The organism is Belliella pelovolcani, assembly GCF_900156785.1.
Lineage (GTDB): Bacteria > Bacteroidota > Bacteroidia > Cytophagales > Cyclobacteriaceae > Belliella > Belliella pelovolcani.
Genome location: NZ_FTOP01000003.1, coordinates 381,880 through 404,756, shown reverse-complemented (window position 1 = coordinate 404,756; position 22,877 = coordinate 381,880). Strand labels below are relative to the sequence as shown.

General features: G+C 40.2%; 13 protein-coding genes. 5 read left to right on the top strand and 8 right to left on the bottom strand.

The window, feature by feature from the left end; genetic code table 11:
- Positions 1-3: 3 nt before the first annotated feature.
- Together BW935_RS05895 and kdsB are read left to right on the top strand one after the other, a co-directional pair.
- Entirely contained in the window at positions 4-2,469 is a 2,466-nt protein-coding gene (locus BW935_RS05895) for an exopolysaccharide transport family protein (RefSeq protein WP_076499388.1), read from the top strand.
- A 15-nt stretch (positions 2,470-2,484) separates the two neighbouring features.
- Complete coding sequence (gene kdsB / locus BW935_RS05890) at positions 2,485-3,210, top strand: 3-deoxy-manno-octulosonate cytidylyltransferase (protein ID WP_076499386.1); 726 nt, start codon at positions 2,485-2,487, stop codon at positions 3,208-3,210.
- A 232-nt stretch (positions 3,211-3,442) separates the two neighbouring features.
- Here the strand turns inward: kdsB and BW935_RS05885 are convergent, their stop codons facing one another.
- The 3 genes from BW935_RS05885 to BW935_RS05875 all read right to left on the bottom strand — a co-directional run bounded on the left by BW935_RS05885 (position 3,443) and on the right by BW935_RS05875 (position 7,223).
- Complete coding sequence (locus BW935_RS05885; protein WP_076499384.1) at positions 3,443-4,267, bottom strand: ABC transporter permease; 825 nt, start codon at positions 4,265-4,267, stop codon at positions 3,443-3,445.
- 282 nt (positions 4,268-4,549) lie between these two features.
- Positions 4,550-5,548 (bottom strand): polysaccharide deacetylase family protein, encoded by a 999-nt coding sequence (locus BW935_RS05880; protein WP_076499382.1) that lies wholly within the window; start codon positions 5,546-5,548, stop codon positions 4,550-4,552.
- Between the two features lie 487 nt (positions 5,549-6,035).
- Positions 6,036-7,223, bottom strand: coding sequence for a glycosyltransferase (locus BW935_RS05875; RefSeq protein ID WP_076499380.1), 1,188 nt, complete (start codon positions 7,221-7,223; stop codon positions 6,036-6,038).
- A gap of 111 nt (positions 7,224-7,334) precedes the next feature.
- Here BW935_RS05875 and BW935_RS05870 point away from each other — a divergent pair, with 111 nt between their 5' ends.
- The gene (locus tag BW935_RS05870; protein WP_076499378.1) at positions 7,335-8,915 is read left to right on the top strand and encodes a hypothetical protein; all 1,581 of its coding nucleotides are present in this window, start codon (positions 7,335-7,337) and stop codon (positions 8,913-8,915) included.
- Between the two features lie 180 nt (positions 8,916-9,095).
- Here the strand turns inward: BW935_RS05870 and BW935_RS05865 are convergent, their stop codons facing one another.
- The 3 genes from BW935_RS05865 to BW935_RS05855 form a co-directional block, all read right to left on the bottom strand.
- Positions 9,096-10,637: a glycoside hydrolase family 3 protein gene (locus BW935_RS05865; protein ID WP_076499376.1), complete on the bottom strand. Its 1,542-nt coding sequence runs from the start codon at positions 10,635-10,637 to the stop codon at positions 9,096-9,098.
- A gap of 482 nt (positions 10,638-11,119) precedes the next feature.
- Positions 11,120-12,382, bottom strand: coding sequence for an MFS transporter (locus BW935_RS05860; RefSeq protein ID WP_076499374.1), 1,263 nt, complete (start codon positions 12,380-12,382; stop codon positions 11,120-11,122).
- A gap of 307 nt (positions 12,383-12,689) precedes the next feature.
- Positions 12,690-14,408, bottom strand: a complete 1,719-nt coding sequence (locus tag BW935_RS05855; RefSeq protein ID WP_245802649.1) for a glycoside hydrolase family 10-like protein — start codon at positions 14,406-14,408, stop codon at positions 12,690-12,692.
- Positions 14,409-14,573: 165 nt separating this feature from the next.
- Here BW935_RS05855 and BW935_RS05850 point away from each other — a divergent pair, with 165 nt between their 5' ends.
- Both BW935_RS05850 and BW935_RS05845 read left to right on the top strand, forming a co-directional pair.
- Positions 14,574-15,563 carry a fasciclin domain-containing protein gene (locus BW935_RS05850; RefSeq protein ID WP_076499373.1) on the top strand — a complete coding sequence of 330 codons (990 nt, stop codon included), beginning with the start codon at positions 14,574-14,576 and terminating at the stop codon, positions 15,561-15,563.
- Between the two features lie 1,252 nt (positions 15,564-16,815).
- The gene (locus BW935_RS05845; RefSeq protein ID WP_076499474.1) at positions 16,816-18,234 is read left to right on the top strand and encodes a Glu/Leu/Phe/Val family dehydrogenase; all 1,419 of its coding nucleotides are present in this window, start codon (positions 16,816-16,818) and stop codon (positions 18,232-18,234) included.
- A gap of 990 nt (positions 18,235-19,224) precedes the next feature.
- Here BW935_RS05845 and BW935_RS05840 read toward each other — a convergent pair.
- The gene (locus BW935_RS05840) at positions 19,225-21,360 is read right to left on the bottom strand and encodes a S9 family peptidase (protein WP_076499371.1); all 2,136 of its coding nucleotides are present in this window, start codon (positions 21,358-21,360) and stop codon (positions 19,225-19,227) included.
- A gap of 55 nt (positions 21,361-21,415) precedes the next feature.
- Positions 21,416-22,843: a hypothetical protein gene (locus tag BW935_RS05835; RefSeq protein ID WP_076499370.1), complete on the bottom strand. Its 1,428-nt coding sequence runs from the start codon at positions 22,841-22,843 to the stop codon at positions 21,416-21,418.
- Positions 22,844-22,877: the final 34 nt, after the last annotated feature.

The following is a 22,877-nucleotide window of genomic DNA, read 5'->3' as shown; positions in this document are numbered from 1 at the left end:
CGTATGGAAAAGCTAGATTTAAGTCAGTTAGACAATGAAGAAAAAGCATTAGAGATTAGGTATGTCATAGCAAGGTATATTAGATTTTGGCCTTGGTATGTATTGGTTATTTTCCTCTTTCTTGTTGGTACTTATGTATTTCACAGGTATACCGTGGATCAATATTCAGTATCTGGAACTATTGTAATTAGGGGGAATAATAAGCCAGAGACAAGAATCCTTGACCGATCTGCAATTTTTTCAGGCCAAAACAATCTAGACAATGACATTTTGATGATCTCTTCTAAGAATTTAGCCAGGGAAGCATTGGCTAAATTGCATTTTGATGTAGAGTACTTTGCTAAGACAAATATTAAATCTATTGAGCTATATAATAGTAGCCCAATAAGGATAGAAGTGGATTGGGATCATATGCAACTCACCAACACCCCCATGCAGCTGCAAATCCTGAGTGAAACATTTTTCAAAATCATGCCTGAGGCTCCTGGATTTCTTGATTTCACTCCGGCGATAGCTCAAGGTGATGATCAGTTATTTGACAAAATATTCAAGTTTGGTGAGGAAATAGAAACCGGTAGGTCCAAATTTAAAGTTCATCTTGTAAATCCATCTCGACTTGGTGAAATCATCATTTTCAATCTAAAAAGTCCGACTCAATTAGAGGAAAGAATGTCCAAGGCCATAAGTATTAGTTTAGTAAACTCCGCTGCGACTGTCTTAGAGATAAGGATGACTACCACTGTAGTGGAAAAAGGAAGGGATTATATTAATGCTTTGATGGAGTCATACCTTGATTATGAATTGAGGGAGAAAAACAGAAACACTGAAAATACTCTAAAGTTTATAGAGGAGCAACTTAGATTCTTGGAGGATTCTCTGAAAAAAAAAGAAAGGGAATTACAAGACTTCAAAGTGCAGAATAGGATGATCAATGTGACAGCAGAATTCTCTGATATCTTAGGTAGAATCAATCGATTGGATGATGATGCTCAAGCAATGGATTTTGAATTATCCTACTACGCCTCTATTAAGAAGTACATAGAGGATAAGACCAAGGATTACAGCCAAGTTATTGCTCCTTCTGTAGTTGGTATTCCAGATCCTTTGTTAAATGGATTGATTCAAAATTTGGTAGAACTTTCTCAAGAAAGGAGAAAATTACTTGCTTCAGTCAATGAAATTCATCCAGAGGTCAAGAAGATTGATGTTCAAATGGAAAAGGTACAGGATGCTCTTTTTGAAAATGTTGTCAACTTAATAGAAAATACAGAGAAAAAAAGGGCCTTACTTTCTAGAAATATCCAAAATTACGACAAGCAATTTGCCGAGCTTCCCGAATCTGAATCTAGGTATGCCAGCATATTTAGAGAATATAGGCTTAGAGAAAATTTATATACTTATTTGCTTGAAAAGCGAGCAGAAGCAGGTATTGCTAAGGCATCAAATGTTTCAGACAATGCAATTCTTGATTATGCCAAGCTGGGGTCTTTGGTTTTCCCTAAAAAACAGAATAACTATCTGATGGCAATAGCGCTAGGTTTTTTTCTTCCTTTTGGCTTTTTTGTTATGCGGGATATTTTTGATAACAGAATCAGGGATCAAAGAGATTTGAAGAAAAACTTCATGATTCCACAGTTAGCTATTATAGGTAATAGTCAAAAAGACACGAATATGGTTGTCTTGGAACATCCAAAATCTGCCGTTTCTGAGTCATTCCGCTCATTGAGGTCAGCAATCAATTATATTGCTGCGGGTAAAAAGTCTAAGAAAATCCTTGTTACCTCAAGTGTCTCAGGAGAAGGAAAGACATTTACTTCACTCAATCTAGCTTCCGTGATGGCCTTAGGTGGTAAGAAAACGGTTGTTGTAGGGGCTGATTTAAGAAGGCCTAAATTGGCATCTTATTTTAATTATTCTGATAAAAAAGGGCTCTCTACATTTTTGATAGGTAAGGCCAATGAAGAAGAAATCATAGTACCATCCAGTCATGAAAATCTCTTTTTTGTCCCTTCGGGAATTATTCCACCAAATCCAGCTGAGCTTTTGCAGACTCAGAAGTTGAAGGATTTTATTTCCTATTTAGAAGGTAATTTTGATATTGTTATTTTTGATACGCCTCCATTGGGTTTGGTGTCTGAGACTATAGATTTGATGCGTTTGTTTGATCTCAATCTGTATGTGGTCAGGCAGAATTATACACTCAAAGATCACTTGGTAATGATCAATGATCTTTTCAATAATAAACAAGTTAATAATGTCTATGGCGTATTCAATGGCATTACTGATTCTGGGTATTACTATGAAGGTTATAATTACGGCTATGGAAACACCTATCTCTATTCTCAAAACAATAAGTATATGTACAATTACTATGGTGAGGATTTGGAAGAGAAAAAACGAATTTTTAAGAAAAGAAAAACTGGTTTAAAAGCTTTCGTTATTAAAATCAAAAAGGCTTTTAGGTCATAATTTGTTAAATTCTTTATGGTGAAATTAAAAACAGCAGCATTAATTCCTGCTAGATATGCGTCCACAAGACTACCCGCCAAATTGATTCAGGACTTGGGGGGAAAATCTGTGATTCAGCAAACTTACTTAAGTGCAATTGATACAGGCTTATTTGACCGAGTGGTTGTTGCCACGGATCACGAGTTGATTGCAAATCAGATCAAAGCATTGGGCGGTGAGGTATTCCTCAGTCAAGGACTACACGAAAGTGGTTCGGATAGGATTGCCGAAGCAGCCCAAGATATAGATACCGCTATTGTCATCAATATTCAAGGAGATGAACCATTTTTAGATAGAGATACACTTGAAAGACTAATCAGAGCATTTGATGACCCAAATGTTAAAGTGGCCTCAGTCATGTATCAAATCTCCAAAGACGTAGCTCATAATCCGAATGCTGTCAAAGTCGTATTGGATGAAAATGATGATGCCTTATATTTCAGCAGGTCGCTGATTCCTTTCGATCGAGATGGTAAGCATGATCAATTTTATTGGAAACATATCGGCATATATGCCTATAGAAAAGAGATACTAATGGCGTTTACTACTTGGCCTAAGTCCAAATTGGAACAAATTGAAATGTTGGAGCAACTGAGGATTTTGGAAAGAGGAATTAAAATAAGAATGATAAGTACGAAACATCAAGCTATAGCTATAGATACTGCGGAGGATTTGGAACTAGCTAGGAAGCTGTGGAAATGATTTTCTGGGGGGATTGGGGGATTAAATTGTAGATTTTAGCCCCGAGGGATCGGGGAGATTGGGGATTTAGTTATTGGTTATTGGTTATTAGGGAATTAAGTTAGCTGAGGGTTTAGGAAGAGGATCGCCTCATGGGTAGAGGTTATGCGACATCAGCGAAGATCTTTTCCATTCGGCGTCCCGAAAACAATCTATTTTAATCACTTGATCGGGATCGCCTCATGGGTAGAGGCTATGCGACATCGGCGAAGATCTTTTCCATTCGGCGAAAATAGAGGGTTCCGAAGAGGAAGAAGATGATCGCTAATATAAAACCTGGCCAAATCCATTCCCAAGGCATGGGTCTATCTAGAAAAGCTGCTCGAAAGCCTTCTAACACTCCTACCATGGGGTTCAGGATATAGAATTTTTGATAAGGCTCTGGCACGGCTGTGGTGCTGTAAACAACTGGAGCAGCATATAATAGCAATTGCACTAAAAAAGTGAGCGCATGCTTGACATCCCTGTACTTCACGGCCAAAGCCGACAAAAACATCCCAATACCTAAGGAGGTCATTAATAGCTGAAGGATTAAAATTGGAAGAAATAATATCCCCCATCCTGGGCTGACTTTGAAATATATTAGCAAACCAATCACCACAACAAAGGCAATGATAAAATCCAACAACTTTGAAAGTATGGATGAAAGCGGCAATACCATTCTTGGAAAATAAACTTTGGTAATCATATTGGCATTTTGAATCAAGCTGTTGGCTGATTCGGTGAGTGTTCCAGAGAAATAATTCCAAGGCCATAATGCCAAATAGGAGAAAAGAATGTAAGGCATACCATCAGAATCTACCTTGGCTAAGCCTCCAAAAACTATTGTGAACACTATTGTTGTAAATAAGGGCTGAATGATTGCCCAAGACACGCCCATGATGGATTGTGCATACCTGGCCTTGATTCCTCTTAATGTCAAGAAGTAAAGTAGGTCTTTGTATCTCCACAATTCTTTGAGGTCCACTAATTGCCAACCTGAGGTAGGCTCAATAATTTTTACTTTGTTGGCTTCCAATATTTATACGTTAAAAAGGATGCAAATCTAGCTCGAAAGATATGAATAATATGATTACCTGCAATTGTGTTATTGGTTAAATTGGGGGTTAGAAGATTGGGGAGTCGCGCGGATTACGCGGATTACGCTGATTTATTGCTTTTGATGAATGGGGATTAGGGAATTGAGTTATTGGGTTAATAAGTGAATTGGGGGTTGGGGATTAAATTGTAGATATTAGATTTTAGCCTGAGGGATCGGGGAGATTAAGGGAGTCGCGCAGATTACGCGGATTTCTCAGATTTATTGCTTTTGATGAATGATAGGGTTTGGGGGATCCACTAGGGATTGCATGGAGTTGGATTGCATGCCGTATTTATCTCGCAAAGTTTTAAAATGTAGGATCAGAGATTCTAGTTCGGCAAGGGATGCTGCTGGGCTATTGGCAAAATTGTGAGGGTGCCACCATAAGTGATAGACTTCTTGCTTTTTTGCAGCCAAGGTCATTTCATTTTTTACTCTATTCAACCGCCAAATATTTACAAGTCTACTTTTAGCATAATAGGGTCTTAGCAGTCTAGATGCTGGAATTTCGACCGGATGGTTTTCAGACTCTTGGTATATGGCTTCTCTAGGGAAAGAAGACCTCCCCCCTAGCCCAATAAAGCAATCAGCGGTTCTATATATTTTTTTTAAAGTGTTCTCATATTGCGTTTCTTGCCAAAACCAATCATTGGGATTACTTCTTACTTGGGTGAACCCCTCCTCTTTACAAATTTTCAAGTATTGTAGGTTGATGTGATTTCTAGGAAATACCAATGACCTCAGTTGTATTTGAAACTTGTCCATGGCAATCAATTGTGCTGCTCTCAAATCCATTCGCCACTGCTCTGGTGTTTGTCCTCGCATCAACGTATAGTAATGCGCAAAGCTATGACTACCTAGTTCCTGACCTGGTGTATCAAGGATATTTTTGATCAGTTCGGGGGCGAAATGATGTGTTGGATTCAGTTCATGCTTCTTTACCCACTCATAAGCTGAATATGACTTTTCTCGGTAAGAGGGTTTAAGTTGGGGTGTATAAGTTTTCCATTCCTCTTCATTTTCTGCAAAAAGCATCCCAACAGTAGCCCATGTTACTTGGATCTCGTGTTTGGCAAATACTTCTAGCATTCGAGGGACAAGATCTCTAGTTTTCTGAAAGTAAGTTGTATTTACCTTATTGTCAGACTTATCAAAAATACCCCATAGGAGTTCGAAGTCTAATGAAATCACCCAGGAGCCGGATTGTTGTTGATTCATGGTTTGGGAGTTAGGGATTAATTATTAGGGATTAGAGATTGGAAAATTGAAAGATTGGGGGCTCGCGCAGATTCCGCTGATTTCATAGATTTATTTCTTTAGATGAATGGGTTTAGGGAATTTGTTATTAGGGATTAGTTATTGAGGGATTGGGTTCCCCGAGGGGTCGGGTGATAAGGGTTAATTGTTAAGTGTTAAACGTTAACAGATTGGTTTGTAGTTGGTTACACGATTGCACGATTTAGCTTTCTGTTGGAGGTTTTGTCTTGTTTCTTGTTTCTTGTGTCTTGTGTCTTATGTCTTATGTCCTGCATCTTATGTCTTGCATCTTGTGAGGTATTAGATTTTAGCCGAGGGGTCGGGGTGATAAGGGTTAATTGTTAAGCGTTAAACGTTAACAGATTGGTTTGCAGTTGGTTATACGATTCCACGATTTAGCTTTCTGTTGGAGGTTTTGTCTTTTGTCTTGTTTCTTGTGTCTTGTGTCTTATGTCTTATGTCTTGCATCTTGTGAGGTATTAGATTTTAGATTAGGGATGGGGACTAGGGAATTGTAGACTTGTTCTATTTCGGTGACCATATTTTTCATTGAGAAGTCTTTTTCTACTCTCAGTCTGGCATTGAAAGCTAGGGCTTGGTGAAGGCTTGGCACATGTATGATTTTAAGAGCAAGTTCGGATAATTTATGATACTCCTCTACCTCGCAGAGTAAGCCTTCCAAACCATGAGTAACTGCTTCACCAATACCACCCGCCCTTGTGGCAACCACTGGCACTTGACAAGACATGGCCTCTAGCATGGCAACTGGTAAGCCTTCAAACTCTGAGCTACTCATGTATAAATCCATTGCTGAAAGGTAGGGTGCCACTTCCTTTTGGACTCCTACCCAATGAAAATTTTGTTTAAAATTAGACTTTTGTATTAGGCTTAGTATTTGCTCCCTCCAATCTCCATCACCTACTAGCAGGAAGTGTGTTTCAGGAGCTTCCTTGAGGATTTCTAGAGCCTGCTCAATCCATATCCAGAGTCTCTTTTGTGTTCGAAACACAGCTACTTTCCCTATTACAAAGGCCTGATGCGGTATATTATATTCTTTTCTTATAGCCAATGCAGCTTGCTGATCTCTTTTGAAATAATCTGTATTGACTCCATTTAAGATGTTTTGAACCTTGAGTCTCCCCTGACGCTTGAGAGGAAATAACATCATGTTTAACTCCATAGACAAAGCTACTTCATTGGAGACAGCTATTGCTACATCTTGCTGTTTGAAGGTTAGCTTATTAAACCAATAGGAAACTTTATTATACCTATCCCAAGTATTGTGCTCGGTATAGACAATAGGAAGCTTTATTTCCCTACCTACAAGTCTACCTAAAATTCCAGCCCAAGGTAAATGTGCATGAATGATATTTATCCCTTCGGCCTTGATGAAGTTCTTTACCTTTTTGACCTGACGGAAAATGCCTAGGTTAGAAGAAGGAAAAAGGAAGACTCGAATTCCAGCGGCTTGCAGCTCATCTACAATATTGTTTTCTTGATGATAGAAATAAATACAATAAAACTCAAATTTCTGTTGATTGTGGAGTTTGGATGTCTCTGGAATCAATTTTTCTGCTCCGCCCCTTCCTAAGGATTTGATCAGGTGTAAGACTTTGATTCGGGTATTAGAATTCATACGGCAAGATAGCGAAATGTTGGAAAAGTTGGAGGATGGAGAAGTAATGAGGGGAAAAAGGAAAGGTAAAAGGTGTACTTTGTGGATGAAAAAATGGGTTAACTTTAGGCCATGATTCAACAAAAAGATTTTTCTTGGATTAGGAGCTCTCCTATGTGGCTAGGCATGCTTTATTTGGTTGCCTTTTGGAAGTGGGGTTATGATGGGATTACATTTAGTGATGATGTATTTTACTTGGTAACTGGTCAGGCTTTTTGGGAAGGAAATGAAGTGGTGAATGATTATCATTTTTCTAGCAGAATAGGTTCTTATGTTTTCTCTGGATTTCTCACTAACCTCTTTGGCTTTTCGGATCGAGTTGGCAGTATCGCTTCCCTCCTCGCCTATTTGGGGATTTTGATCTTGACTGTTCGCATTTTAGATCAAAAATCAAGGCTTTGGGCCATTCCCTTTTTATTGACACAGGTCTATTTCTTACACTTTCTGACAAAGGTCTATCCAGATAGTTTGTTGGCTTTTTGGGTCATATTGATCCCCATAGCTGCTATCAGCCGTCATTCCCATCCTTATACCTCTGCCCTGTTGCTGACGTTAAGTTTATTAGTGGGATTTATGACAAAGGAGACCATGGTCTTTCTATTTCCATTCCCATTTTTACTGTTTTACCTGGACGGCAAATCAAAGCAATTAGGTAGTTTTCATCTTGCATTTATCTCCTTTGCTATACTTTTTACAGGACTGTATTTGGGGTATTATTGGTGGACATTTGGTGATCCACTTTATAGGATTCAATCTGTTCACGAGGGACACTATATTTCGGAACATACTTTTTTTGATAAGGATTGGAAGGCTATGCTTTGGCGGGTTAGTTTTAGCCCATTGGTCACATATGTGGAGCGGGGCTATTGGTTATGGATGGTCTTGGCAATGCCAGCAGTGGTCAAGGGCTTGAAATCCTATCATCGAGTTACTTCTGAGTTTAGTCTTGCATTGGTCTGTATGTTGGTTGGTTTTTGGTGGATGAGTACGAGTTTGGAGTATTACAATCCACTTTATCTGAATCCTCGACATCTGATCATTATCGTTCCTATAAGCGCAGTGTTGATAGGGATGGGTGCTAAATTTTGGCTAGAGGATTCAAAGACACGTAACCTGATGGTGTTAGTCATTTTAATAGGCGCATTGATTGGCATTTTAATAGGTGATTGGAAGCAGGCTGCATTTCTTTCTCTTTTTGGGCTTATCCTATGGAGTTATGCGGTAGTCCGTCCGTTCCTAGTTAACATTGCTTTGGTAGTTATGCTTTTTTTACCAGCAATCTATAGTGCCTATTATCAGCAGCAACTGAAGGGTTATACTTCATTTACCAAATTACTTCAAAATGAAGTCAATCATGGAGAAGTAGTAGCGGTGAATAATTTTGTAGCATTTAGTAAGGAGGTGCTTCTACCCTACCAAGAAACTCAACAAGCCTTATTGTTCCCAATCGAGCGGCTAGATGCATTTGAGGAGCTGGCACCAGAAGAATTTTCCTTGCTGATCTATGCTTACCATACACATGCTTATCCCAAGGAAATTCCAGATGTGGAGGAGTTTTTGGAATTGATCGCGGAGATGGGGTATGTTATGATTAGTGAAAAGGAAGATAAGTGGGTGAAGGTGAGGAGGTATGGAAAAGATGAAGGGAATTAATTATTAAGTTGATTGAGTTAATTAGGAGAAAGGAGGACACAAAACTTGTCCCAATAATCAGGAGGAAGGATAAAGGGCGAAAGATGTAAAGGAGGAAATGAGAGCATAGGGAAAAGATTAAAGGTAAAAGGGGCTGGCTGAGGGTGTAGAGAATGGAAAGGTGGAAAGATAAAGGAGGGGTTAGAGGGTGGAGCGGAAGTGTTTCCAGGCTTGGGATTGAAATTCTGGAAGGTTTTGATAAGCATGGAGCAGGATGGCTTTGGATTGAGGTGTTTGCCATGTTTTTGCTGCAAGGGGATTGCCGAAATGAATGATCAGGACATTGGGATTCTGTGATAGCGCTTTGATTTTGTCTATGCTTGCTTGATCCATTCCAAATTGGTTGATGGGCTTGGCGGATGGTAGGAATATCCCCAGGATACATGCTTGCTCTTCTGTGATTAGATCTAGCTTTTGCTGATTTAAATCTTCTAGTTGAAGGGTTTCACGAAAATTTAAATTATTGAATTCAGGTGTTTTCAAATCCTCTAGGTTGTTGAAAGCTGCGATGAAGGTTATTTTATCTTTGGATTTTAATAGATGAGCTATTTGGGCTTTATCCCAATGGGTGTTGAATAGTTGCTGGGCGACAATTTGATTGAAAGTATTGGCCTTGTTGTCATTCAGTTTTGAAAAAGTTGGTTTGGAGGCTGTATTGAGTCCAAGCTTGTTTTTTAAATTGTAAATTCGTTGATAGCTGAGATCTATTTGTTCATCTGTAGCATTTTGATTGATGTAATGGATGCCTTCGGTGATGTTTTCAGAGAAACAAAGGATGTCATTTCCAGCTTCAAAGGCTTTCCATTCTAATTCCCCTTTGGTAGGATATAGCTCGGAGACTGCTTTCATGTTGAGGGCGTCTGATATGACTATCCCATTAAACCCGAGTTCCTCTCTCAAGAGGTCCTTGAGTACATGCTTACTGAGAGAGGCAGGAAGCCTCTCCCCTTTTGTCAATGCCGGAACTGCCAAGTGTCCTACCATGATCATGTCAACACCTTGTTTGATACCTGCAATAAATGGATAAAGCTCCTCTTGCAGTAGCTGTTCTTTAGTTTTGTCGATGATAGGTAATCCAAGGTGGCTGTCTACTGCGGTATCTCCATGACCAGGAAAATGCTTGTAACAAGCAGCTACCCCTCCAGCAATCATGCCTTTGTATTGGGCTAATGCAAAGCGGCTGACTTTTTCTTTGTCATCTCCGAAAGCTCGGTAACCGATGACAGGGTTATTGGGGTTGGTATTGCAGTCTGCTACAGGTGCTAGGTTGAGATGTATACCGATGGCCTTGAGGTCCTCTCCTATCAGTTTGCCTGACTCAAAGATCAGTGGCTCCATTTCAATAGGTAGTTGGCCAAGGGTGATGGCGTAGGGATATTGTGGGGTTTGTTCTATGCGCATGGCAAGACCAAATTCAGCGTCTATGCTGATCAGTAAGGGTGTTTTGCTGATGCTTTGGTAGCGTTTTATGAGGGATTTGAGTTTCTCCAAGGAATTGTCAAAGGTTAATTTTTCCTGTCTGCCTTCAAAGTTTGCGGCAGCACTGTGTCTGCTATGAAAAAAGGTGATCCCTCCTATTTGTTGTGATTTGATGAGTTGCTCCAGTTTTTGTATTTCCTCTTCTGAGTCATGGACAAAGGCTGCGGGAGAAAAGAGTTGGGCTATTTTTTGAAGGCGGTTCATGGGGTGTTGGTTAGTTGGTTCCCCGAGGGGTCGGGGGGGTAAGGGTTAAATGTTAAGTGTTAACCGTTAAGGGTTAAGCGTTAAAGGTTAAGCGAGGGGGTTGAAGGAGTAATTGTGTAATTGTGTAACTGGGTAGAGATCTAGTCGATTGCATGATTCGGCTTTTTTTGGGTTGTATTTTTGGAATCATCCCTAACGGGAGGAAATCACAAAGCGCTCTAAATTCCTCAAAGAGCTCTAAGATTAGTTCCCCGAGGGGTCGGGGGGTTAAGTGTTAAATGTTAAGTGTTAAGCGTTAAGGGTTAAACGTTAAGTGTTAAGCGTTAAGTGTTAAACGTTAAGCGAGGGGGTTGAAGGAGTAATGGTGTGATTGTGTAGTGGTTCTAATCGGTTACACGATTACTCAGTTCTGCTTTTTGTTGTTTTTTTTGTCTTGCATCTTGCATCTTGCATCTTATGTCTTGTGTCTTGCATCTTGTGTCTTATTGTTTTTTCCCGTAGTCTTTTGGGAAGGTAATGAATCTGGAGAGTAGAATGGCGGGGAGGGCAGCTAATACGACGATGATGAAGAAGCCTTCGTAGCCTAATGCTTCTTGAATAAAGCCAGATATCATTCCAGGAAGCATCATTCCTAGGGCCATAAAACCTGTCGCTATGGCATAATGGGAAGTCTTGGAAAGTCCTTCTGCAATATATATCAGGTAAACCATAAATGCCGCAAAGCCAAAACCATAACCCAACTGCTCAATGACTACCACAGCTCCTGCAAACCAAATGGATTCGGGTTGGAGGTTGGCTAAAAGGTAATAAAATAGGTTGGGAACATTCAAGGCCAAGATCATGGGCATCATCCATTTTCCTAGTCCATCCTTCGAGATCACTATACCTCCTACTATGCCTCCGATGGAAAGGGCTACGATTCCTAAGGTACCATAAATCCATCCCACTTCTGAGGTAGTCAAGGCTAAACCACCCTGGGATTGATCATCTAGCAAAAATGGAGAGGCCATTTTCAGCAATTGGGACTCCCCTAGCCTATAGGTCAGGATAAAAGCTAGTGCCAATCCGATTTCCTTTTTTTGGAAGAAACTTACGAAAACTTCCAAAAATGAAAGTGTTTTGGCTTTTTGATAATCTTTGGCTGATTCTACCTTTGGGGTGCTGAATAGATTTCCCAATGTAAGCAATAGCATCAAACCAGCAACTGATACCATGGTAAGTGACCAAGCTTGGGTATTGTCTCCAAATTTTTGTTCTAGGAAACCTGCAATGATGACAATCAATCCTTGTCCTGTCAGGAATGCTATTCTATAAAAGGTGCTACGAAGGCCTACAAAGAAGGCTTGTTGGTCTTCTTTAAGTGCGATCAAGTAAAACCCGTCAGAAGCAATGTCATTGGTCGCTGATGCAAATGCTGCGATCCAAAAACAAGCAAGACTGAGTATAAAAAAGGAGTTGGTCGGTAGCGCTAGTCCAACGCCCAGAAAGGCAAACACGAGCAGGAATTGCATGGCTAGGAACCATTTTCTCTTGGTTGCAAAAAGATCCACTAAAGGGCTCCAGAAGGGCTTGATCACCCAAGGTAAATAGAGGAAACTGGTATAAAGGCCTATGTCTGCGTTGTCTACGCCGAGGTTTTTATACATGATAACAGAGACTGTCATGATCATCACATAAGGTAGTCCTTCGGTGAGGTAAAGCATAGGAACCCAAATCCAGGGTTTATTGGTGGTGGTTGGTTGCATACTGGTAAATTACCTATTAAGGGCGTGCTTAAAAACGCCAAATAGAGCATAAATTCTTTAAGTTTTCAAGAATACCTCAATTAACAAGTATTATCTTTTTAAGTAGGTGCAAGCTTAATCAATGATCTAGCTTGATTTCCGAGCTCCTTAAAATTTCAAAATTCGAAATTTTAAGGCTAGCCTCAGGCATACCATCCCTTCCTGGCGACTTGACAGGTTCTTTATTGGGCTCATTCGAAGTATAAACATACATCTTCATTCGCCCGCTTTGAATCTGGCATACCTGAGACTTTTTCAGCAAGCCCTATTAAGGTTTCGCGAGAATTTCAAAGACCTGCGCCTTGCTCTCTTTCCCAAATCTATCCATGAAGGTCAAAACTAAGAATTGCTGATTTAAATCTTGTTGATCAAGGATAATTAGATTTTTGGTTCGGTCATTGAGGTAGATTTTTCTAAAAGAGATGCCTTCTGTTTTTTGGCTGACTTGATTTAGGTGATTTGTTGTATAGATGATGGCAAATCTAAATTGTGGATCGATGGCATAAGGGAGAAACAAGCGAGGAATTCCCTGATCCACTTGGAGTTCAGCTTTAGGGCTAGGAAGTGCGTTACTTGTACTTTTTGATACAAATTGAGGAGTTAGTTTTTTGTATTTGTAATTATTCTCTTTGATAAGGGAAGCAACATCTTTATTTTTTGAATAAAAGGAGCTGGCAGAAAAGAAGGCATTTCCAGCAATTTCCCTGAAGGTTCTGGCGAATTCAATTTGGGTTGAAATTTCGCGAGGGTTGTCCCAAGCTTTGTCTGCATTGTCTCGGATTTTGTATGGACTGTTGCCGATGTATATTTTGGTTTGATGTGAGTTTTTGGCCCACCAAGACACCAATTCTCGATGCGCAGCTAAGCTGTAATCCATGCTCCAATAGAGTTGTGGAATGAGGTAATCTATCCAGCCGTTTTTCATCCAAGTGATGGGATCTGCAAAGAGGTCATCATAGTTGGTTACCCCTGCTCGGGTATTGGAGCCATTAGGATCTTTGTCTTTGTTGCGCCATACTCCAAAAGGGCTGATACCAAATTGAACCCAAGGTTTGTGAGTCTTGATCGTCTGGTGCGTTTCTTTGATTAGAAGATTGACATTGTTTCTTCTCCAGTCTTCGAGTGATTGTCCTTGCGCAAATTTCTTGTATGTCTCTTGGTCTCTGAATATTTCTTTTTCGACTTTGTATGGATAGAAGTAATCATCAAAATGGATGGCGTCGATGTCATAGTTTTGTACCACTTCCTGAATGATGTTGGTCAGGTGCTTGCGTACCTCTGGAATGCCAGGATTGTAATAATACTTGTTGCCGTACTTGATCATCCAATCTGGGTGTTTGTGAAAATCATGCTGTGGGCTGAGTTGGTCAATGGCGAGGTCGAATGTTGCCCGGTAGGGATTGAGCCAAGCGTGAAATTCCATGCCACGTTGATGGGCTTGGAGGATCATCCAAGATAGTGGGTCTTCTGTGGTATTTGGTTTTTTCCCTTGTTGGCCTGTCAGGTATTTTGACCAAGGAGCAAATCGGGATGGATAAAAGGCATCACCTGCTGCTCGGATTTGGACGATGACCGCATTGAAATTTAGGTTTTGGTAGTAATCAAGCAAGGCGATGAAGTCTGCTTTTTGTTTATCCCAAGAATCCATGCCTGAGCGAGGCCAATCGATATTGGCAACCGTTGCGATCCATATCCCTCTGAATTCCCTTTTTCCTTCTTGCAGTGTGAGCTCGTAGGTGTTGTAAAAGGAAGTACTGCTTGTTTTTTCGGGCAAACCAATGCTTGTATTGGGTTTAGAGGTTGAGATTGGCGCTGTACTTGGTTTTTGGCTGGTGGTAGGTCTTGAAGAAGTACAGGCACTCAATAAGAGCATGCCAAAAAATAAGAAGCTAGGAAGATTGTTGATCTTAAGGCTTGTTAGTGCTTTGATAGCAAGATACTTAAAGTAAAAATGGCTTTTTGACATATTGAAGTTATGGATATGCATGAAATTGGAAGTAAAAATATAACAGTTCAAGTTGCGAATTGCACGATTGACCCTTTAAAATTCTAAAATTCAATCTGATAGCCAAATAATTTTTCAAACAAAATAAAATCTAATTGAGTTAATCGGTTATCAAATACAAATAACCTAATCTAAACTACACAAAAAATGAAACTAAAAACAAACCAATTGATTTGGTCGGCAGTATTGACCATTTTTGCACTAGGGTTTACTGCATGTTCAGACCTAGAGGAAGTATCCCCAACATTGGATGCTGAAGTAGCACTTTATGACATTCCTACCACTATTGATAGAATGCAAAATGGCATTCCAAGCAATGTAGGTGCAGCAAATGAAAGAAGAAATCCGGGACCTACATTTAGCACTTTCAATGCAGCATTGGGTTCTACGGGGTTGGCTTCTGTTTTCTCTAGAAATGATTTGACGGCTTTTGCTCCTACTGATGCTGCATTTGCTGAACTAGGTTTGAATCCCGGCAATGTTAGAAATCAACCTGGGCTAAGAGAAATCTTATTGTACCATGTGGTAGCTGGAACAGTGCTTTCTACTGATCTCACCAATACATTTGTACAAACCGTGAATGGACAGTTTATTGAGATTTCAGCTGATAATGGCACAATTAATGGTGCCGAAATTGTAGCGGCTGATATCAGAGCAAGAAATGGTGTGATTCATGCGATAGATGCGGTATTGCTTCCGCCTTCTCAAAACATTGTAGAGGTAGCTCTTGGAAATGAGAATTTCTCTATACTTGTTGAGGCCGTCGTCGCTGCTGGTTTTGTTGAACTTTTGGCAACCACAAATGATTTGACCGTGTTTGCTCCGACAAATGATGCTTTTGTAGATTTGTTGGGTGAACTAGGTTTCGGTTCCTTGGAGGAATTAATAGATGAAGAAGATGGAATTGGTCTTGCAGGATTGCAGGGTGTTTTGGCTTACCATGTTTTTGCTGGAAGGGTTTTCTCTACAGACCTATCTAATGGAACTATTACCATGTTCTCAGGTGATGAAGTTACTGTAGATGTATCTGGCCCAAGTTTGATAGACCAAAATGATAGGACTTCAGGTATTGTAGCGACAGATATCCAAGCCACTAATGGAGTGATTCATGTCATAGATAAAGTGATTCTTCCTTAATAGTTGAAAGTAGCATGTGAAATTGATTAAGCCCTAGGAGACTGGGGCTTATTTTGTTGGGTCGGATCTTTGGAACCTTCCCTAACGGGAGGAAATCACAAGGCGCTCTAAATTCCTCAAAGAGCTCTAAGAGGCTTCTTTTGAAATAAAGTTTCTCGCGACGATCGCAACGATGACGCAACGGACGCAACGGAGAGGGAATTGGGTTATTGAGAGATTGGTGTGCCGAGGGGTCGAGGTGTCCCGAGGAATTGGGGTTGCCTCGAGGAGTCGGGGGGTTAGGGTTAAACGTTAAGTGTTAAACGTTAATCGAGGGGGGGGGTGAAGGAGTAATTGTATGATTGTGTAACTGGGTAGGGATCTAATCGATTGCATGATTCGGGTGTTTTGGGTTATATTTTTGGAACCATCCCAAACTGGAGGAAATCACAAAGCGCTCTAAATTCCTCAAAGAGCTCTAAGAGGCTTTTTTTGAAATAAAGTTTCTCGCGACGATCGCAACGATGACGCAACGGACGCAACGGAGAGGGAATTGGGTTATTGAGTGATTGATTGCCCGAGGGGTCGAGGGGTTAGGGTTAAACGATAAGTGTTAAACGTTAATCGAGGGGGGGTGAAGGAGTTATTGTATGATTGTGTAACTGGGTAGGGATCTAATCGATTGCATGATTCGGGTGTTTTAGGGTTATATTTTTGGAACCATCCCTAACGGGAGGAAATCACAAAGCGCTCTAAATTCCTCAAAGAGCTCTAAAAGGCTTTTTTTGAAATAAAGTTTCTCGCGGCGATCGCAACGATGACGCAACGGACGCAACGGAGAGGGAATTGGGTTATTGAGTGATTGATTGCCCGAGGGTTCGGGGTGTCCTGAGGGATCGGGGGGTTAGGGTTAAACGTTAAGTGTTAAACGTTAATCGAGGGGGGTTGAAGGAGTAACTGAGAAATTGTGTAGGGGTTTTAATTTGTTATACGATTACTCAGTTCGGAAGGTATATTTCAACTTTATTTCACGCATGCATATTTCAATAAGGACACTTGGCTCTTGCTTCTTGGTTAGTTTGTGTCTCGAATCGTTTCTTGTATCTTGAGTCTTATGTCTTGCCTCTTGCATCTTGTATCTTGTATCTTGTGTCTTATGTCTAGTTTTTTATTGCAAATCCAAAAGCACCGTTTATAATAAATATCAGGGTGGCTGGGTTGAAGTTTTTAAATGATTTGTATCTTAGTGTATTCACCAAATATGACCATTTTTATGAGTAAGGAACAAGCGTATAGTTTATTTGACGATGTATGTGGTTTTGTGGATGATGCCGCCAAACACATGAATCTCAACCCAGGTTTGATAGAGCAAATCAAGCAATGTAACAGTATTTACAAGTTCAATTTCCCTTTGAGAAATGAGGACGGTACTTATGAAACCCTGACAGGTTATAGGGTTCAGCACTCGCATCATAAATTGCCAGTAAAGGGAGGTATCCGTTATTCAGAGCATGTCAATGAAGATGAGGTCAAGGGACTCGCAGCATTGATGACATACAAGTGTGCACTTGTCAATGTTCCTTTTGGCGGTGCCAAAGGTGGTGTTCGTATAGACCCTTTGAAATATAATGAAACTCAGCTTGAGAAAATTACGAGGAGGTACACTTCTGAACTCATCAAAAAGAAATTCATTGGACCGGCAATAGACGTACCAGCACCAGATTATGGTACAAGTGCAAGGGAAATGGCTTGGATTGTGGATACTTACGAGGCATTCAATCCTGAGTTGATCAATGCTAAGGGTTGTGTCACTGGTAAGCCACTTTCTCAGCACGGTATAGATGGGAGAACAGAAGCTACTGGACAAGGCGTATTTTTCGGGATCAGGGAAGCTGTAGAGGTAGAGGAAGATATGGCAGCTTTGGGACTTTCTACAGGTATGAAGGGAAAGACAGTCATTATCCAAGGTTTGGGTAATGTAGGTTACTACTCTGCTAAATATATCATGGAGGCTGGTGCAAAAATTGTTGCCGTAGCTGAGTGGAATGGAGGCATTTATGACCCTGAGGGTATTGATATCGAAGCACTGAAGTCCTATCAACTGAAAAACAAAGGCTTAAAGGGTTTTCCTAAGGGAGAGTTTATCAAGAATAGTCTTGAACTACTGACTTATGAATGTGATATTCTCGTTCCTGCTGCTCTAGAGAATCAGATCACTAAATCGAATGCTACCAAAATCAAAGCAAAGATCATTGGAGAAGCTGCAAATGGTCCTGTTACTCAAGAGGCAGAGAAGATTCTTTTGGAAAAGGGTATCTTGGTGATCCCTGATATGTACCTCAATGCGGGGGGTGTTACTGTTTCTTATTTTGAGTGGTTGAAAAATCTGTCACGTGTCTCTTTTGGTAAGCTTGAGAAGCGCTATGATATGGAGAAATACAGAAAGCTACTTGGCACCATAGAAAATGCCACAGGTGAGGAATTCACTGACCTAGAGAAGGATGCCTTGATCAAAGGAGCATCTGAGCGAGATTTGGTATTGTCAGGCTTAGAGGAAACCATGGTGGAAGCTTATCATGCGATGAACAAAACCCGGAAAGAAAAAAATATTCAAAGTCTAAGAACAGCGGCCTTTATTCTAGCCATTGAGCGGATCGCGGTGAGCTATATGGATTTGGGGATTTTTCCTTAATTTAGGATTGGGGGGATTTAGTGATTGAGTTATTGGGGATTAGTTATTAGGGTAGATAGACCACGGTCGACGGACGGCAGCAGGTGACAGTGAGCTGGAGGGTTAAGCGTTAAGCGTTAATTGTTAAGTGTTAAACGTTAAGTGAAGGGGGGTGTATGAGTTACTGGGGAAGGGTTCTAATCGGTTGCTCGATTGCACGATTCATCGGAATGTTGGGTAGGATCTTTGGTACCATCCCTCACGGGAGGAAATCACAAATTGCTCTAAAAGAAATTTTGGGAATGAAGTTTCTCGCGACGATCGCAACGGTGACACAACGAACGCAGCGGAGGGGGATTGGAGGGTTAAGTGTTTATTGTTAAGTGTTAAGCGTTAAGTGTTAAACGTTAAGCGAGGGGTTGTATGAGTAACTGTGTAATTGGGTAACTGTTTAGGGGTTCTAATCGGTTATACGATTACTCAGTTCAGCTTTTTGTTGGAGGTTTTGTCTTGTTTCTTGTGGAACTATTACTTGTTTGGCTGAGTGCAAGTAAGCGGATATACAAATCATCATTATAATGAGGGGGTAAAATTAAAGGGCTAAAAAATATAGCCCTTTGAAGTTTTGTTGTTTGGCGAATGCCAAAGAAAAATTGCTTAATCACCCTCCACAAATGTAGATATATATTTCTTATATCAAAATACCCACAACAGGGTATTTTTAATTTTTTTTCATTGAAATATTTTAATTTTTATTGTAATAAAACAAGATATAGAGCTTTATTACGAGTTTCATCACTAATGCAAGTGGTAAAAAAAGAGGCATTACATTTTGTTGATACGCGTCAATAGACAACAGTTTACAGTCAACCGAAATTAAAATTCCACATTCAAAAATCTATTGTTTGGCTACATACTAGAAAACGGATAGACATATTTTTTTGATGATTAAGTAAAAAAAAGCCCGATCTGATGGGTGATCGGGCTTTTGGGAGTTGTTATATGAAGTACTTATTCTCTTATACCGAGGATATCAAAGACAAAGGCGTATTCGCGAGCAACCTCCTTGAGTCTTTCGAATCTGCCACTCGCTCCTCCATGACCTGCATCCATATTTGTATAGAGGAATAGGTTGTTGTTGTCAGTTTTTAGGGTTCGGAGTTTAGCTACCCATTTGGCAGGTTCCCAGTATTGTACTTGGGAGTCATGCAAACCAGTAGTTGCTAAGATATGTGGGTAATTCTTAGCTTCCACATTGTCATAAGGAGAATAAGAAAGCATATACTCGTATTGCTCCTTGATATTGGGGTTCCCCCACTCTAACCATTCGAAGGTGGTCAATGGAATAGACTCATCCATCATGGTAGTGACCACATCCACAAAGGCTACTGCCGCAATAACTCCACGGTAAAGTTCGGGTGCCATATTGAGAATACCACCCATCAGTAAGCCACCTGCACTACCTCCTGAGGCGAAGAGTTTATCTTTGGCTACATAGCCATTGTCTTGAAGCCACTTAGAACAATCGATGAAATCATAGAAAGAATTTTTCTTGTTCATCATCTTGCCATCTTCGTACCAGTCCCCTCCCATTTCCTGACCTCCACGGATATGAGCGATGGCATAGACCATTCCTCTATCCAATAAACTCAACCTGCTTGAGCTGAAAGAAGCATCCATGGAGTATCCATAAGAACCGTAGGCATAAATCCAGCCGGGCATGGTTCCATCTTTTTTGAATTTATCCTTTCTGTAGACGATGGACATAGGGACTTTTTTGCCATCTCTAGCAGTGACCATGACCCTCTCGGTTTGGTAATTATTTTTGTTGAAATCCCCCAAAACAGGCTGCTCTTTCATCAATTCCTTAGTCCTGCTCTCCATATTATAATCATAGACAGAGTTAGGAGTAGTCATAGAAGTATAGGAATACCTCACAACATCAGTATCGAAAGCTGGGTTGTACCCTAGGCCTGCCGAATAAGCTGGTTCGTCGAATTGGATTTCATGTTCGGCATTGTCCGCATATTTGATGATTCTGATTTTGGCAAGGCCTTCTTTGGTTTCTTGCACAGCCATATAGTCTTTGAAATAATCTACACCTTCCAAAAATATATCTGAGCGATTTGGAATTACATCTTTCCAGTTAGCTTTTGTAGGGTTAGTGATCGGCGTCTTCACCAATCTATAGTTGACAGCATCTTGATTGGTGTAAATGAAAAACTCATCCCCCCCAGCGTGGTCTACATCATATTGTACATTGTCTTCAATCGGTGCTATGAGCAGTGGCTTGCCTGGCTTATCTGCATCTAGATAATAGGCATAAGAGGCATCTGTACGACCCGAGCCAATGATGATATATTTTTTGGATTTGGTGATGCCTACACCACAATTGAGCGTCTGGTCCTTTTCTTCAAAAACAACCTCATCTTGAGAGGCGTCCTGCCCGATGATATGTCTTTTGACTTGATAGTTCCTCAGTGTAACTGGATCAGGAATGGAGTAATAGAATGATTTATTGTCTGTGGTCCAGACAGCTGAGCTTCTGATATTCTCGATTTTGTCAGGCAGCATCTCTCCTGTTCGGAGGTCTTTGATCATGACGGTGTAGAAATTCCTTCCTTGCGTATCCATGATGATGGCAGCGAGGTTGTGGTCATGACTTACCGAAGTAAAAAAATTGAGAAAGGACTTATCCTTACCCAGTTCGTTGCCATCCATGATGATTTCTTCGGCTGCATCCAAGGATCCTTTTTTCCTAGCATATATAGGGTACTCTCCACCTTCGACATATCTGGAATAATAGTAGTAATCATCCAGTTTGTAAGGGACAGAAGCATCATCTTCCTTGATGCGACTTCTCATTTCATTGAAGAGGGAAGCTTGAAAATCCTTGGTATGTGCTAACATGGTGTCCATGTAGGCATTTTCTGCATTGAGGTAATTGATGACCTCTTGATTTTCTCGCTCATTGAGCCAGTAGTAATTATCCACTCTGACGTGTCCATGCTTGGCAGTAATTTCAAAGGGCTTGATCGTAGCTACAGGTGGCTGTACATCCGGATATTGAAATTCCGGTTCTTGTTGAGAACATGCGATACTCATTCCTAAAGAGAGGATTAGAAGTTTTTGAATTGATTTAGTCATGGTTTTAGTGGTTAGGAATGTAAAGATACACAAAAGAAAATCCCTTTGTGACTTATCAAATCATCATCTTTTCAATAAAATCATCCTTAGAAATATAACCTGACTTAACTTTACTGAGATAAGCGGAAACAATTTTCGATGTAGCTTCCCTGTAAGCTTCAAGCACCATAGGATGTAAACTCATATCTCCTAACACTTCGAGTTCTATCAGCAATCGCATCAAGAAAAAGGCAGCCCTAATTTGTCCTGTCATTGAATAGTAATAGATCCATGGAGAATAAAAGGCTAATAGCTCTGTCGTATGGAATTTTTTCCTTTTGGGATCTAAATCCTGAAGTTTATGCAAATTATTCATAGCATCAGGGATTTCATCTACTTTTTCTAATTCAATTAGGGTTTGGGCGTGACAAGTGAGTCCAAAAAGGTAATCCGGGAATTTCCTTTTCATCTCAAGAGCTATCTCAATGGTTTTTTCATCTGCTTGAATTCTATGAAAGTATTCCCATTTGTATTGCAGTAGGATTCTATTATTTGGCGATTGCTTTATTTCATTTTCGATTTTATTGATGATAGAGGGGTTTGGTTCAATGTCAATAGCGTCCCAATCTTGCAGTAATTCAAAGATTTCATGCATTTTTTCTCTCTCCCTTTTACTATAGTCTGATTTAGAAGTTGGTTTATCAGTTGACTGGATTTTGGTAAATGGAGCAAAGAGTTTTTCTTGCTTCATTTTCTCATAATCATAATCAGGCAATCTGGGGATAATGTGATAAACGATATCTATTGGCAAATCCTCCAAATCTATATTTTCATAATAATCCTCCCAATCTTCCTCTTCCCAAAATAGACAGGAGTTCATCAAGTAATCTTCAAATCCTTCATCGTCCTCGAAGTCATCGTCAAAAACACCCTCATGATCATGGTAAAATATTTCATAGGTACCTTCTTTGCCGTATTTGAGGATTTGATGCTCGAAATATTTAATTCTATCATCCCCTTCATTGAGGTGTAAATGAGCCTTGCCATTTTCACCCAATGGTACATCTATCCTTGGAAAGTCATCTGTATCTTCTTCCAGGATCATCTCCACAAATCTAAAATCTTCATGAGGTGCGATGCCATACTCCTCGGCAAAAGCAACTGATTCAAAAATGATATTATGAATCAATTCATAATTCACAGGAACGAACTCGACTAATAAGTTTTCCTCGTAAGTCTCCAAAATTTCATGATAGATAAAATCAGGTTCATTAACAAAAAACAATACATCTTTGGCACCTGTGCATAGTAAATCCACTAACACAGACACAAAAGTCAAGTTCCCATTGACATGTTTTCTTGAAAATAGGATCGGGAATTTCTTGTCTTCCTGCCAGCTTTTAGGAATCAGGCATTCATGCATAGGTAATTTACGTGCATTGCCAGACTTGAGATAGCTAATGGGGTTAAAAGTGGTCTTTTGAGGTTTGGATTTTCTAGCCATTAATTTTGAATGGTTGAATAATTGAATGGTTGAA